Source organism: Methylomonas sp. PHL2-19 (assembly GCF_059331595.1).
In genome coordinates, this window is sequence record NZ_CP196839.1 from 4,349,626 (window position 1) to 4,363,989 (window position 14,364).

The 14,364-nt window shown below is 50.2% G+C and carries 15 protein-coding genes and 1 pseudogene; 6 read left to right on the forward strand and 10 right to left on the reverse strand.

The window, feature by feature from the left end:
- Positions 1-127 precede the first annotated feature (127 nt).
- The 3 genes and pseudogenes from ACR02O_RS20030 to ACR02O_RS20040 form a co-directional block, all read right to left on the reverse strand.
- Positions 128-1,312, reverse strand: a pseudogene (locus ACR02O_RS20030) (IS256 family transposase); the annotation flags it as partial.
- A gap of 39 nt (positions 1,313-1,351) precedes the next feature.
- The gene (locus ACR02O_RS20035) at positions 1,352-2,623 is read right to left on the reverse strand and encodes an IS256 family transposase (protein WP_494521800.1); all 1,272 of its coding nucleotides are present in this window, start codon (positions 2,621-2,623) and stop codon (positions 1,352-1,354) included.
- Positions 2,624-2,911: 288 nt separating this feature from the next.
- Positions 2,912-3,076 (reverse strand): hypothetical protein, encoded by a 165-nt coding sequence (locus tag ACR02O_RS20040; protein WP_494522285.1) that lies wholly within the window; start codon positions 3,074-3,076, stop codon positions 2,912-2,914.
- Between the two features lie 556 nt (positions 3,077-3,632).
- On the opposite strand from ACR02O_RS20040, the gene ACR02O_RS20045 reads away from it, so the two are divergent.
- On the forward strand, positions 3,633-3,761 hold the full coding sequence (locus tag ACR02O_RS20045) for a hypothetical protein (RefSeq protein ID WP_020482963.1): 129 nt from the start codon (positions 3,633-3,635) through the stop codon (positions 3,759-3,761).
- A gap of 598 nt (positions 3,762-4,359) precedes the next feature.
- On the opposite strand, the gene ACR02O_RS20050 is transcribed toward ACR02O_RS20045, so the two are convergent.
- Genes ACR02O_RS20050 through lnt form a run of 3 tightly spaced genes read right to left on the reverse strand, consistent with a single transcriptional unit; the run spans position 4,360 to position 7,468 of the window.
- Positions 4,360-5,457: an alkaline phosphatase gene (locus tag ACR02O_RS20050; RefSeq protein ID WP_494522286.1), complete on the reverse strand. Its 1,098-nt coding sequence runs from the start codon at positions 5,455-5,457 to the stop codon at positions 4,360-4,362.
- Positions 5,408-5,866: an alkaline phosphatase gene (locus tag ACR02O_RS20055; protein WP_494522287.1), complete on the reverse strand. Its 459-nt coding sequence runs from the start codon at positions 5,864-5,866 to the stop codon at positions 5,408-5,410. The genes ACR02O_RS20050 and ACR02O_RS20055 overlap by 50 nt, the downstream gene beginning before the upstream one ends.
- Positions 5,867-5,911: 45 nt before the next feature.
- Complete coding sequence (lnt, locus tag ACR02O_RS20060) at positions 5,912-7,468, reverse strand: apolipoprotein N-acyltransferase (RefSeq protein ID WP_494522288.1); 1,557 nt, start codon at positions 7,466-7,468, stop codon at positions 5,912-5,914.
- A 102-nt stretch (positions 7,469-7,570) separates the two neighbouring features.
- On the opposite strand from lnt, the gene ACR02O_RS20065 reads away from it, so the two are divergent.
- Positions 7,571-9,079, forward strand: coding sequence for a cyclic-di-GMP receptor FimW-related protein (locus tag ACR02O_RS20065; protein WP_033158851.1), 1,509 nt, complete (start codon positions 7,571-7,573; stop codon positions 9,077-9,079).
- On the opposite strand, the gene ACR02O_RS20070 is transcribed toward ACR02O_RS20065, so the two are convergent.
- The 4 genes from ACR02O_RS20070 to ACR02O_RS20085 form a co-directional block, all read right to left on the reverse strand.
- Positions 9,057-9,956 carry a 5'-nucleotidase gene (locus tag ACR02O_RS20070; protein ID WP_033158850.1) on the reverse strand — a complete coding sequence of 300 codons (900 nt, stop codon included), beginning with the start codon at positions 9,954-9,956 and terminating at the stop codon, positions 9,057-9,059. The two genes, ACR02O_RS20065 and ACR02O_RS20070, sit on opposite strands and share 23 nt — an antisense overlap.
- A gap of 2 nt (positions 9,957-9,958) precedes the next feature.
- The gene (locus tag ACR02O_RS20075; RefSeq protein WP_494522289.1) at positions 9,959-11,683 is read right to left on the reverse strand and encodes an SPOR domain-containing protein; all 1,725 of its coding nucleotides are present in this window, start codon (positions 11,681-11,683) and stop codon (positions 9,959-9,961) included.
- A 63-nt stretch (positions 11,684-11,746) separates the two neighbouring features.
- The gene (locus tag ACR02O_RS20080; protein WP_494522290.1) at positions 11,747-12,478 is read right to left on the reverse strand and encodes a class I SAM-dependent methyltransferase; all 732 of its coding nucleotides are present in this window, start codon (positions 12,476-12,478) and stop codon (positions 11,747-11,749) included.
- Complete coding sequence (locus tag ACR02O_RS20085) at positions 12,475-12,780, reverse strand: DUF1244 domain-containing protein (RefSeq protein WP_171696314.1); 306 nt, start codon at positions 12,778-12,780, stop codon at positions 12,475-12,477. The genes ACR02O_RS20080 and ACR02O_RS20085 overlap by 4 nt, the downstream gene beginning before the upstream one ends.
- A gap of 112 nt (positions 12,781-12,892) precedes the next feature.
- Here ACR02O_RS20085 and ACR02O_RS20090 point away from each other — a divergent pair, with 112 nt between their 5' ends.
- From ACR02O_RS20090 to ACR02O_RS20105, 4 genes are read left to right on the forward strand one after another with little or no spacing between them, the layout of a single operon-like run.
- On the forward strand, positions 12,893-13,222 hold the full coding sequence (locus ACR02O_RS20090; RefSeq protein WP_494522291.1) for a hypothetical protein: 330 nt from the start codon (positions 12,893-12,895) through the stop codon (positions 13,220-13,222).
- A 26-nt stretch (positions 13,223-13,248) separates the two neighbouring features.
- A complete protein-coding gene (locus tag ACR02O_RS20095) occupies positions 13,249-13,791 on the forward strand; it encodes a septation protein A (protein ID WP_033158845.1) in 543 nt (180 codons plus the stop codon).
- Positions 13,791-14,093 carry a YciI family protein gene (locus tag ACR02O_RS20100; protein WP_494522292.1) on the forward strand — a complete coding sequence of 101 codons (303 nt, stop codon included), beginning with the start codon at positions 13,791-13,793 and terminating at the stop codon, positions 14,091-14,093. Before ACR02O_RS20095 ends, ACR02O_RS20100 begins: the two co-directional genes overlap by 1 nt.
- Positions 14,090-14,353 (forward strand): BolA family protein, encoded by a 264-nt coding sequence (locus ACR02O_RS20105; protein WP_020482975.1) that lies wholly within the window; start codon positions 14,090-14,092, stop codon positions 14,351-14,353. Before ACR02O_RS20100 ends, ACR02O_RS20105 begins: the two co-directional genes overlap by 4 nt.
- Positions 14,354-14,364: the final 11 nt, after the last annotated feature.

Here is a 14,364-nt window from a genome sequence, read left to right on the forward strand (position 1 = left end):
ATCCCGCCAACACTATTCCTCGTAAACGGTAACCAATCCGATTAGGGCCGTACATTGGGCGTTTAACACGTTATACAGCCGGATATTTTTTGAGAAATAGTCAAATCTGGTGTATGGCTGATTTGAATCAGGCGGCCATCTGCTGTGTTTCTTCTGTTTTCTCCGGTTCCATAATGACAGCCATGCCGTCCTGAAAACGAATGCCCTCAATCACATCCGGCAATCGTTTAAAGCCGCGTATCTTGCGCCAACTCTTCTCGGCGGTTAACGCCAATTGGAACACCAAGCCCAACAAGGTATTGCGGGACACGCAGTTCTTGGTGCGGGTGGTCCGATGGCGAATCGTCGCAAAGCTGGATTCGATCGGATTTGTCGTCCGAATGTGTATCCAGTGCTCGGCGGGAAAGTCGTAAAAGGCCAATAGCGATTCACGGTCTTTTTCCAACACGCCCACCGCCTTGGGGTACTTGGCTTCAAAGTCACGCAAGAACGTGTCGAAGGCTTGATTGGCCAGGGCTTTGGTTTCCGCCATCCAGATTTCTTTCAGCCCCGCCTTGGCCTTGCCTTGGATTGAATCGGGTAGCGTCGCCAGCACATTCGCCGTCTTATGCACCCAGCAGCGCTGGTGTTGTGTGGTGGGCCAAGCTTCGTTGATGGCTGCCCAGAAACCCAAAGCGCCGTCGCCGGTAGCCAGTTTCGGCGCGTCCTGTAGACCTCGCGTTTGTAAATCCTGCAAAACACTCAGCCACGAGGCTTTCGATTCCCGATAACCGTCCGATAAGGCCAGCAAGCGCTTTTCACCCTGTTCGTTGACTCCGATGATGACCAATAGGCACAGCCGATCATCCTCGCCACGCAGGGTCGAATAGATGCCGTCGGCCCAGACATACACAGTGCGCTCCTTCGATAAATCTCGCCGATTCCAGGCCAGATAATCCTCGGCCCATTGGGCTTTCAGGCGGCTAACCACGGCAGGTGACAAGCCTTTGGCATCGTCACCCAGCAACACCGATAAGGCCGACTGCATGTCGCCGGTGGAAATGCCGCGCAAATACAGCCAGGGTAAGGCCGCTTCCACCCGTTTTGTCTTGCGAACATACGGCGGCACCAGCGACGAGTTGAACTTGATCCTGCCGCCGGAACGGTCTCGAACCTTGGGGATTTTGACCGTCACGTTACCCACGCCCGTCACGATCTCCCGCTCCGGCAAATAGCCATTACGCACCACGGTTTGCCGGCCCCGTAAATCGGTAACCTTGGCGTATTCGCCCAGAAAAGCCTGTAGCTCCGCCTCAACGGCTTGTTGGATCAAGGCGAGAAATAGTCAAATCTGGTGTATGGCTGATTTGAATCAGGCGGCCATCTGCTGTGTTTCTTCTGTTTTCTCCGGTTCCATAATGACAGCCATGCCGTCCTGAAAACGAATGCCCTCAATCACATCCGGCAATCGTTTAAAGCCGCGTATCTTGCGCCAACTCTTCTCGGCGGTTAACGCCAATTGGAACACCAAGCCCAACAAGGTATTGCGGGACACGCAGTTCTTGGTGCGGGTGGTCCGATGGCGAATCGTCGCAAAGCTGGATTCGATCGGATTTGTCGTCCGAATGTGTATCCAGTGCTCGGCGGGAAAGTCGTAAAAGGCCAATAGCGATTCACGGTCTTTTTCCAACACGCCCACCGCCTTGGGGTACTTGGCTTCAAAGTCACGCAAGAACGTGTCGAAGGCTTGATTGGCCAGGGCTTTGGTTTCCGCCATCCAGATTTCTTTCAGCCCCGCCTTGGCCTTGCCTTGGATTGAATCGGGTAGCGTCGCCAGCACATTCGCCGTCTTATGCACCCAGCAGCGCTGGTGTTGTGTGGTGGGCCAAGCTTCGTTGATGGCTGCCCAGAAACCCAAAGCGCCGTCGCCGGTAGCCAGTTTCGGCGCGTCCTGTAGACCTCGCGTTTGTAAATCCTGCAAAACACTCAGCCACGAGGCTTTCGATTCCCGATAACCGTCCGATAAGGCCAGCAAGCGCTTTTCACCCTGTTCGTTGACTCCGATGATGACCAATAGGCACAGCCGATCATCCTCGCCACGCAGGGTCGAATAGATGCCGTCGGCCCAGACATACACAGTGCGCTCCTTCGATAAATCTCGCCGATTCCAGGCCAGATAATCCTCGGCCCATTGGGCTTTCAGGCGGCTAACCACGGCAGGTGACAAGCCTTTGGCATCGTCACCCAGCAACACCGATAAGGCCGACTGCATGTCGCCGGTGGAAATGCCGCGCAAATACAGCCAGGGTAAGGCCGCTTCCACCCGTTTTGTCTTGCGAACATACGGCGGCACCAGCGACGAGTTGAACTTGATCCTGCCGCCGGAACGGTCTCGAACCTTGGGGATTTTGACCGTCACGTTACCCACGCCCGTCACGATCTCCCGCTCCGGCAAATAGCCATTACGCACCACGGTTTGCCGGCCCCGTAAATCGGTAACCTTGGCGTATTCGCCCAGAAAAGCCTGTAGCTCCGCCTCAACGGCTTGTTGGATCAAGGCTCTAGCACCCGTCTTCAACAAATCCGTCAAAGGATCGTTAATCCCACTGGCATTATTCCAGTCTTTTGCATTATCTTTGTTCATGGCGTCTCTCATTTTGCTGTTATTCGATCTCGACAATCTCATTTCAGCAGAGGGCGCCACCTTTCATCAAGTCGGGCCGTACACCAGATTTAGTTATAACTCGATCAAGGCTCTAGCACCCGTCTTCAACAAATCCGTCAAAGGATCGTTAATCCCACTGGCATTATTCCAGTCTTTTGCATTATCTTTGTTCATGGCGTCTCTCATTTTGCTGTTATTCGATCTCGACAATCTCATTTCAGCAGAGGGCGCCACCTTTCATCAAGTCGGGCCGTACACCAGATTTAGTTATAACTCATATTTTTTCAATCTATTTTTCAATTGCTGGGTCTCTTGCTTCAACCAATTTACCGTTTGGACTCTGAGGTCAATTTCGTAAAGATATATTGGATTTGCTTGAAAACCAGCATCACGGGTTTTAAGCGAGTTGGATTTACCGAATTTAGTTTTCATCGTAATTCCCTAATTTGAAGCTTGTCTAATCCTCACAAGCAATTGAATTCGTTAGCTTACAAATACTGCTCAGAAAAGTAACTAGTCGTACCGAAAATGTAGGTTGCTAACATTTGGCAAGAGGTACAGAGCAAATATCACACCATTTTCTGGCAACGGAATGGCCTTCGCCTGCTCGAACGATCTGCGTAAATAAGAAAATTTTTTCAGCGCAGTATTGCCATAAGTGACAGTTACCTGACATTTTTGGTCAGTAACGCAAAAGATCGCTTATCTTTGCCCCATACGTCGACGCGCCAAAGCCAAAAGCTAATCTGTTAGGCTGATGACGAGATCGTTTGATTGCACAAACATAGCGCCACCACCAAGCTATGGCAGTTCAAATGAATAAATTTGTAAAATTTAATTGACTTTAAGAAAGCGAACCAAGGGTTTGTTTTGGATGATTTTGTCCAATTTTTCGGAAGCACGCCATCTACGAGAGTGAGCAACACGCTGTTGAGTTTTAGCAAAAAGGTGGCAGAATCGGTCCAGCCGATAGCTTTTGGGAGGTCTTATGAAAATACTTGCAGTACTGATACTCGCCGGACTTACTTATGGTCTTGCGTTATTCATACTTGGAATAATCAAAGAATTGGCGGAATTCGCCGTTGAGGCATGGCGTGACGTTGAGATAGGAAGATAATTTTATTTAATATCAGTCAGACCGATCTATTCAGTTTTCAAAACCGCATTAAATTGTCAACTAGACAATCATAGCCGGGAACAATACCCGGCTTTTTTGTATTCGTGGTTTTCTCGTGCACGTATCTAAACTATAAATATGGGTAATATTGAAGGCGGCATGGTTTTTATTGGCACGCTACTTGAGACAAATGCCGGCTGTCGGTACGTCGATTTAGATAACAGTCGCCCGCATTCCGTACAGATAAAATTCCCGGTTGGCGACCCATAGGCGAATTCCATGGTCAAGTTAGAGTGGTCGCAATAATTGCCGTCTGTATTGCTGGTTATTGGTATCGCTTTTAAATTGTCCATAATTTTTCCTTATAACCGTCTAAGCTAGATTCGTATGTCGGTACTTTATTCAGACTTCCTTAAATCTAGATTATGTGTAAATTAAGATTGCATTATTAGTGGCCCGAGCAAATCCGGCCACGCGCTAATTTGCCATGAATTTTTAAATTTGCCGACATAGTTGGCTCGTTACGCTTAATCGGTCTTAATGCCTTATCTGCAGCCCAAATTGCGCCGAGAATCCCGTGTTCACGATTGGTGAGACTTTACCGCCCGGCTTTAAACTTCAAGGCATGCGCCATCACTTGATAGATGTAACTTTGCTCTTGTACGCCATGAAATAAATGCGCTTTGGGACCGAACGCGAAAATGGCCACATCTTCGGCACCGTGAGTTTCACTGCCTAGCGGTACAACGGCTTCCTGCAGGAAATCGGGATGCGTGGTATCGACGGCGCTTAGATCGGGGCGGCCTTTTTGACCTCGATAACCCGGACCGTTGGCGTATCCCAACGTCGCGTAAGGCAATCCGTTACTGTCTTTGGCAAAACCGGTTTCGCCGGTTTGTTTTACCAAGCCCATGATCGGATTACCGCGTTGCGGATAGCCGGCGATGGTGAAGGTATGGCTATGGTCGGCGGTAACTATGATTAACGTATCCTGATGATTGGTTTTTTCCAACGCCTTGCGTACCGCATTAGAGAGCTCGATGGTTTCCGTCAAAGCTCTATAAGCATTACCGGCGTGATGGGCATGATCGATACGGCCCGCCTCCACCATCAGCACATAGCCTTTTTTATTTTTCGACAATATCTCTATGGCTTTTTCGGTCATCTCGGTCAAAGACGGCTCGCCACCCTTGTCACCAAACCGATCATGCTCGTATTCCATATGCGAACGTTCGAACAGCCCCAGCAAATGCTCGGTTTGCTTAGGATCTATCGCATCGAAGCCGGCTTTGTTATAGACATAGGCGGATTTCGGATACTGGGTTAACCAACGCTGGGTTAAATCGACACCGTCTTTGCGGCTACCAAACTTATCATTATCTTCCGGATCCGGTGTCGTTTCAGGCAAAAACATGCTACGCCCGCCCCCCAACGCCACTTCCAGGCCATTGCCGTATTCGAAATCCAGTAATTGTTTGGCAATATCGCGAACGGTGGCGCCCGCAGGAATTTGCGCATCGGACTCCCAATCGCGTTCAGAGGTGTGGGCGTAACAAGCAGCCGGCGTGGCATGCGTAACTCGGGCAGTAGAGACCACGCCAGTTGATAGGCTTTTTTCCTCTGCTTGCTCTAGCAAGGTTTTCACCTTATAGGTATTGACGACCTCTGCACTCTTTTCCTGGCGAGCCACCTGCATGCAACGACAATTCGCCATCATTGGTTTTCACACCGGTAATAATCGCTGACATGGTCGGCGCAGAATCCGGAGTTTGCTGATTGGCGCTATAGGTTTTCGATAGCGCCACATACGGCGCGGCTTCGAAACTCAGCGAATTCTCCTCGCCACCGCGATTGCCGGGTTTGCGCTGCCCCTCCAGAATACGCGCGGCGGTAATAGTCGAGATGCCCATACCGTCACCAATGAACAGAATGACGTTTTTGGCGAATGCTCGATTAGATTCCAGTTGCTCAGCCGCCTCGATACGGTTTTGCCCAGATTCCAACCAGAATGCCGGCGTTTCTAAAACTGGTTCAGCGGGGGATGCTCCGGAAGCCAAGGTCAGTGTGCTAATCAGGATTGAGGATTTACAGTGCTTGAGGATCATAAGAGCTTTTGATGAGGGATGTTTTCTAAATCAAGCACCACATTTCTAAACGGCTTCAACGCCTTGTTTGGCAATACCCGCATCGAATCTGCGATGCCTGACATACGTCACCAGCAGCAATACCGCCAAGAGCCCGAAAAAACCTTTGTCGCCAAAGATGACGTAAGGCGTAAGACCACGCATCGGCACTATATAATCGGTTAAAGTCGTGGTGGTAAACAAAGGCGCTTCCTTACGTAATGCCCCGTCCGGACCAACAAAACCGGTCACACCGGTATTGGTCGCGCGAACCAGATAGCGGCCGGTTTCCAACGCCCGCATTTGCGCCATTTGCATGTGTTGATGCGGCTGTGAGGAATCGCCAAACCAAGCGTCGTTAGTCATATTGACGATATACGCTGCATCCGCCACTTGCCTGGCAACCAACTCGCCGAAGGCATCTTCATAACAGATCGTGGTGACAAACGCATGACCGCCCGCCGTCAACAACGTTTGCCGGTCGCTACCGGCCGCGAAATCGCCCAGCGGTATTTGCAATTTATCCAATACCCAACCCGATAAAGGCTGAAGCGGTAAATATTCGCCAAATGGCAGTAAGTGATTTTTATGATACAGGGCTTGTTTTTCGCCTAAGGTCATGACGCTGTTGTAATAATCCTTACCCTGCCCGCTACTGGGTAGCCCAACCACCAAGTCAACCCCATGCGCTTGCGCGGCAGTTTGTAGCGGATCGATGTAGAACTCTTTTACTTGCGACAGAAAGGCCGGAATTGCGGTTTCCGGCCAGATAATCACGTCGGAATCCCAATGCTGTTCGGTAAGTTCCTGATATAGTCTGAGTGTATTGAGTTTCTGATTTTTCTGCCACTTCTGATCCTGGCCGATATTGCCTTGCACCAAGGTGACCTTGATCGGCGCGCCGACGGCTTGAGTCCACGCCACCGTTTGCAAATAGCCTCCGCCTGCCCAAATTACCCCTAAAACCAGCAGCCCCGGCAAAGCCGGCAATTTGCCACGCACTAATTCGACTAAGGAAAAAGCCGATACCGCCAACAAAAACCCGACCCCATAAACCCCGGCCAGTGGAGCGTAACCGGCCAACGGCGTAGATAGTTGGCTGTAAGCGATTTGCAACCACGGAAAACCGTTCAACAACCAATAACCGCGAAAATACTCGACGGCTACCCAAGTAATAGCGGCAGCTATTATGCGTAGCCAAGCCCCGGAACAGATTGAGGTTTTGGCGATAAACCAGCCGGTTAAGCCCGGAAATAAGGCCCAAACCGCTACCAGCAGAGCCGTCAACGCTATCGAGCTATACGGGTCGCCGCCGCCGAAATCGTGAATACTGATATACGTCCACCAAATCCCCGATCCGAACAAGCCCAAACCGAACAAATAACCACTAAGAGCAGCCCTGTTCGGCGCCTGCCGCTGCCAAATCCAGTAAATAAAAGCTAAAGCGCCGATTGCGGCGTAAGCATAATCGTATGGCGCAAAGGCCATGGTGAGCAATGCTCCAAAAACGGGGGCGGCAAGTTCCCATTTACAATTCAATATTCGCTTCATTACTCTGCTGTGTTTATTCGATGGAATCGGCATTTTATGCAGCTGCCGAGGTTTCGTAAAATCGGCAACTGCCTATAGCCGTCAATCTGAACTAAACTGAGTTTATGTTTTCAACACATCTTAACTCGCAAGTACATGACCGATAACGCATCACTGCCTTTTGAGCTGTCAACGGAATCCCTCGGCGGATGGATTAATTCACTAAGCGCGCTACCCGCGGCGAACGCGGCAAACCAGTTGAATCTGGTCCTTAAACAACTGAGTCGCTTTAACGGCACAGCCGCAAACGTATTGCCGATACTCGTAAACTTAACCCCGCTGACATTGCATTTATCCAATGGCTTGACCAACGCGGCGCGTTCCGAAACAGACATTGCCACCAACACCAAAGCGCTGAAAATTGCGAAACTAGCCATCCAGTTACTCAGACATTTGAGCCTGGCTTTTTGCCGCACGGTCGAGACCAAACAACTCGATACATCGCTAACCCAACAAGCGATATTTTATGCCTTGCAGCTCGCGGGGTATTGTCTGCGCAGCACGGCGCTGTTTTACGAAATGCCGTCCACGACCTTGTGGAAAAAGAGCGGCCTGCTTTACACCATAGCCGGCGAACTGCAACTGCTAAAAAAGCCAGTCTCGTCCAAACCGCAGGAATTCAAGTTACAAAGCACCATTGAAGCAGTCATCAAGCGCAACCTATTGTTTGCACTCAGCAAACCCAACCAATATTCAACAACTGAAATCAGTCAATTATTTCAGTTGGTCAGTCGGCATCAGGATCGCCTGGAGATCAGCAAAACACCCAATCCGGATTGCCGTTTTATTTGGAATCTGGGCAGTGAACCAAGCCCTATGCCGCGTACTAACAGCACATTGCCACGCGGCTCGGTGTACATCAGTTGCCAGAACTTCGGCCATGCCTTGCAACTTGGCGAAATCGAGACCGAACTGAATTCAAACATGCAAACCAAACTGGCCTTGCACTTGACGGGATACAGCAATATTTTCGCATCGGTGGCCATCGGCCCGCCGATGCCGGCACACTTACTCGAGGGCTTCGTTGCGGTTAGCGCCCATCTACAAGGTGAAGAAAAATTATCGAAAATCATGAACCTGAGCTCGCAGTTATCGCGCGGAAGATCCCTGGCTCGCGATATGTCTCTAGTGCCGTTGGAACATGAAAAAAGCTTCTACAAACCGTTAAATTCTTCGCTAATCAGTTTTCCCGAGCATGGCACCAGTCTGAGTCTGTTGCGCAATGTCAGTAAACAATTTCTGGTAGCGGAAAGCCCCGCACCCAATTGTTCAACAGGCGATATTGGCTTACTTTGCCGGGAGCAGCAACCCGCCAAACTGGTGATAGTTCGCCAGCAAACGCTCTATGAAGATGTGACACTAATTTTGCTGGAACCCATAATCGGCAACATTACCATCCACGATATCGAAAATGCCGGTGACAGTAACAGCCAGAAAGCGATAGTCATCGGGATGGAAACCGCTCAACCTGAAGTGTTGTTAGCCAACAGCAAATACACGGTAGGCAGTAAAATCAAACTGCTATACGGCAACACCTTGTATTTGAAAGCTTGCGTGGAAAGTACGCCCTGGTTAGTGCGCTTCAAGGTCGGTGTTGATTTGTGACGCCATGCGGGACGTGAGCTGCTGCAATTTGATGGGACTCCGCGGAATCGCAATGGCCTTTTTGATCATCGAAGAAAATATCGGCGCCAAACGCTTTTAAAAACGCCCCCTTGGGCATGCCGCCTAAAAACAAGGCTTCATCTATCCTGATTCCCCAAGCCCGCAAGGTTCTGACGACCCGTTCGTGCGCGGGCGCGGCCCGTGCGGTGACCAATGCGGTGCGAATTGGCGACAAATCTTGATCGAAATGGGTTTGAATGCGGTGCAAAGCACTTAAAAACTCTTTCAATGGCCCGTCCGATAAAGGCTTATGCGCTTCGTTACGCTCGTTGGCCGCAAAAGCCGCCAAACCGTGTTGCTGATAAATGCGCTCGGATTCGTCGGAAAACAGCACCGCATCACCATCGAAAGCGATCCGCAATTGCGGAGAAGGATTGGCTACCGCTCCGGAGACAATGGTTGCGGCGGCATAGCCCGCAGCCAAGGCCTTTCTGACATCCTCACCATTGGCGGATAGAAACAAATGCGCACCGAAGGCCGGGATATATTCGTAAGGGGATACGCCGCTGGTAAACGCCGCCCGGCTAATCGCCAAATCGTAGTGGTTGATTGAGTTAAAGATACGCAGGCCGGTATCCGCGCTATTTTGCGACAGCAGGATAATCTCCACCAGCGGCGCACCGGGAAAAGCTTTGTTGATATCCAGAAACTTCTTCACCAAGGAAAAGCCGAAACCCGGCGGCAGAATTTCGTTTTCGTGTTCAATCTGATAATGACAAAAGGCTTCCTTGCCCTGGGTTTCGAAAATCGCATGCGATTCATCCAGATTGAATAAGGCCCTGGACGATACTGCAACTACCAGTTTCTGATTATCCATGACTATTCTTTATTGCGGGTAACCCACACCGAATCGAGATTAAGGGTTTTCTTGATTTTTGCTGCGTAAGCCGCCGCTTCGTATTGGGTTTTAAAACCGTCCACAAACAAACGATACCAGTTCTCGCCCTTGGATTCGGTTTTGACTACCTTGGCAGGGACGCCCTTGCCCGCGAATTCTTGGGCTTTACTCTTGGCGTACCAATCCTGTTTAAACGCAATTAAATTGACCGCCCAATTTTCTTCCACCGGTTCCGGCTTTTTCTTCTCCGGTTTAGGGGCCGGCGCGGCAGCTTGCGCTCGACCTTTTTCCAAGGCACTCACCTTGTTTTGCAAGGCTTCTATGGTTGCGCCTATTTGCATGATCTGGCTGCTGATTTCGGCAGAAGGCTTGGCTTGATCACCGTTGGCCTTTGCCGCACCCGGGTCAGCATGCCCAGCCTTACTTAATTCAGCGATCTGAGTGGCCATCACACCATTGCTGACCGTCAATTCATCCAGCTGTTTGCGCAACATTTCCTTGTCCGCGGCATCGCTGGTGGGCGCGGCATTCACTTGCTCCTGCAATTTCCCGATAATAGTCACCAACTCGCCGACTTGCGACTTGGCAATCATGCCTTGTATGCCTAACCCAGTGCCAATCAGCAGCGCCGCCACCGCGATGCCGTTCGCCACATAGGCAGCTACCGGTTTTTTCGCCGCCAAGGCCTCCACGGCCCGTTTGGTTTTCTTCTGTTCGGTCTGCACGCTTTCCAGACTATCCAGACAACCCAGCAGCTCATTTTTACCCGCCGCCTCGGTTAAATCGTGGCGCATCTGCTGCTGATGCTTCTTGAGGTCGACGATATTCCGATTCAAAGCGGCAATTTCGCTGCTATGATCGATGACTTGTACCTGCGGCACCGGGCTTGCTTGAACTTGTTCGGCCGCTGCGGCAATCGGCGCTGCTTCCGGCTCGTTAGCCTGGACAACGACTAATTCTTCCTCGTTTTCTTGCTCACTGACAGCCGCCGCCAATATCTGATCCAAATCTGGCTCCGGTTCCGGCACGCTTGGTTGGACACTATTATCGGGTTCCTCCAAATCGGCGAACTCGTCGACAATTGGCGTTGCTGCTGATGCATATTCGTCATCAGCCGAAATATCGAAATCCGCAATTAGAAAATCGGCATTACCGCCTGCCAAGTCAGCGTCATCGGAAAACTCGTCTATTTCAGCCATATTCTCCAGGTCGTCCACCACAGTTTCCGGCAAACCGACTGCGGCCACCGGTGCGTCCTCGGCGAAATCGTCGATTTGCCCCACCCTTTCTAACTCCGCGACTTCTTCAAACACGTCATCAACCGGCACCTCCAAAAGGTCCTGCTGATTGACGGCATCGACGATATCGACAAAATCATCGTCAACTACTTGCTGCTCGCGTCCGGGATTAATGCCTAAATCAACCGCCAAATCGTCGCCAAACTCGTCAATATCGTCTGCCAAACTTGATGCAGCCTTAGGTTCATTCGCACTCAGTAATTCATCGATATCCGCGAACTCGTCGATTTCCTGTTGCGCATCCGGCTCGAATGTCTCGTCGCCCACCAGCAAACGATCAATGGCTTCGTCATCATCTATCGTGCCAACCTGTTGTTCGGAGGGGTCGCCAATATTAAGCATGGCATCCAGATCGTCGGCAAACGCATCCAAGGTTTTTTTATTTTTACTAGCAGTCGATTCAGCCATGTTTTTTCTCGTTTAAGCTGCACACAGTTCAGCAAATCCTGATTTGTAGTACAGCACAAAATATCATTTAAGCGCAGTGACCAAGGCATTGACCTCCATGCGTTGCTGCAATTCGATGTCCCGAAAACCCGCCTCAGCCATCTGCGCCAACGCGACGGATTCGCGCATCACGTGATTTTCCGACTCGTCGTTAAACAGATGGACTATCCAATGTTCGAGTAAATCCAAGCGGTTGATTTCGGTAAACACCTTAAAGTAGCCGCCGACTTCTCTCTGAATGCTGCGGGTATGCGCGCTAATATCATCCAAAGCATACCGGTCGCCGTTGACGAATTTTCCACCCGGCTTTAATACCCGATATATTTCTGCCAACACTTGCCGCCGGTAATCGCTATGGAAATTATGCAAAGTGTATGCCGACGCCAAAATATCGACGCTGTTGCTCGCTAAACCCTGCAACACCGTCAACGCATCCTCGCCGGAAAAACGCAATCTGCCCGCGGCAACCCAATCGCGCAAACTCTGCTTCGCCTGGTTTTGCATGGTGGGTTCGTTATCGACACTCAATATATTAAGGTTGTCCGCGGCGGTCAGGATCGCCAGCGTAGTAATCCCCGTGCCGCCCCCGAGCTCAACCACTGCCTGCGGCCTGCCTTGCTCCTCACAGTAATTGCCAACAATTTCACCGACCAAGCGACTCATTTCCGTCGCAAATGGGCAGATCAAATTTAACATTTGATATTCTTGACCCATCACGCTGGAGAACATCGCATCGAAGCGGTTTTCGTCTGTCATGGTTGTGCTTTCAATTTTTGCTTTGCGTCATACGCTGCCAGTTGTTCAGGCGTGGCCTCGCGTTGATGTTTGTCTTTCCATTCACTGTACGGCATACCGTAGACAATCTCCCGCGCTTGCTCGTAATTGATGTCAATTTCACGCTCGGCTGCCGCGGCTGCATACCATTTAGCCAGGCAATTCCGGCAGAAATCGGCGAGCACCATCAGTTCGATATTTTGGACTTCGGGATGCTGTTGCAAATGGACCAGCAATTTTCTGAAAGCCGCGGCTTCCAGCTCGACGTTATTGGACTGAATCATGAAATCCTCCTTTAAAACCGGCATTTTAGCAGCAAAGCCGTTAGGTTCATGTACAATTGCAGCCAAAGATTCTACAATGAAGTAATTGATACTTGGGCTCTAATCGCGCTTTGTGAACACAATACATAGTTCATCCTTGGCTTTTTATCCGGTCGGCTATAACCAGCCGAGAGCCGCACGGCCGGATAATAATCTTGAACAAAAGCAAAAGCCTAATAATGACGAAACCGGGATACCTCGGCAGAATCCTGATTTAGCTAAAACATCGTCAACCGCTCAAATCAAGGCCGCTTTGGCGGACAACGGATTGACCGTAAGCAATAACGACCAACCAAATAATTCGCGCACCTTGAAAGCATTGAACGCCTACACAGAAAACCGCAATCAACCCGCTCAAAACCGGGTTGCCGAGATCATTTCCGGTATCGATCTTTACGTCTAACTCCCTCCCATCTTTCAACACCAATCATGAAACCGCTTTTAGAGTTTTTCCCAATCGTTCTATTTTTTGTCGCTTATAAACTGTACGACATTTACATTGCCACCGCCGTCGTAATCGCCGCCACGGTTGTGCAGGTCATCAGCTATTGGCTGCTATATCGTAAAGTGGAAACCATGCAGTGGATTACGCTGGGGTTGATTTTGGTCATGGGTGGAGCAACGTTGTACTTACAAGACGAGCAATTCATTAAGTGGAAACTGACCATAATTGAGTGGCTATTCGGGGGTGCATTTTTAGTCAGCCAATTCGTTGGCAAAAAGACTTTCATAGAACGCATGATGGGCGCAAACCTGGAATTGCCTGATCGCATCTGGAAACGCCTTAACATGAGCTGGTCCATGTTTTTTATCGGAGTCGGCTGTTTAAATTTGTACGTAATGGCGAACTACAGCACCGACGACTGGGTCAGTTTTAAAACTTTCGGTGTTCCAGGCCTGATGCTTATTTTTATTGCCGTACAAATAGTGTTCTTGTATAAGTTTATTCCCGCACCAGAGGCTAAAGAGTAATGTTGTATGCCATCATTGCCGAAGATGTCGCGGACAGCTTGAGTAAACGCCTGGCCGCCCGCCCACAGCATCTGAAACGATTAACCGCATTACAAAACCAAGGCCGCTTGGTTTTGGCCGGACCGCATCCTGCGATAGATAGTGATAACCCCGGCGACGCCGGATTTAGCGGCAGCCTGATTGTTGCCGAGTTTGCCAGTCAGCAGGATGCGCAAGACTGGGCCGATGCCGATCCATATATCTCCGCGGGCGTATATGCTCGTGTTACCGTTAAACCTTTCAAACAAGTATTTCCCCAATGACAGCCGACCATATCAGACAAAAGCTGGAAGAAGCTTTTAAGCCAGAATTAATCGAAATCATCGACCATAGCGCTGCGCACGCCGGTCATGCCGGCAACAAAGGCGGCGGTCATTTCCATGTCACCCTCATATCCACTCAATTTGAAGGTAAATCCCTGGTACAAAGACATCAGCTGGTTTATCAAGCTTTGGGCGACATGATGAAGGATGAAATCCATGCCCTGGGCATTAACGCTTTAACCCCCTCTGAAAACAGCTAAAGGAAATTCTT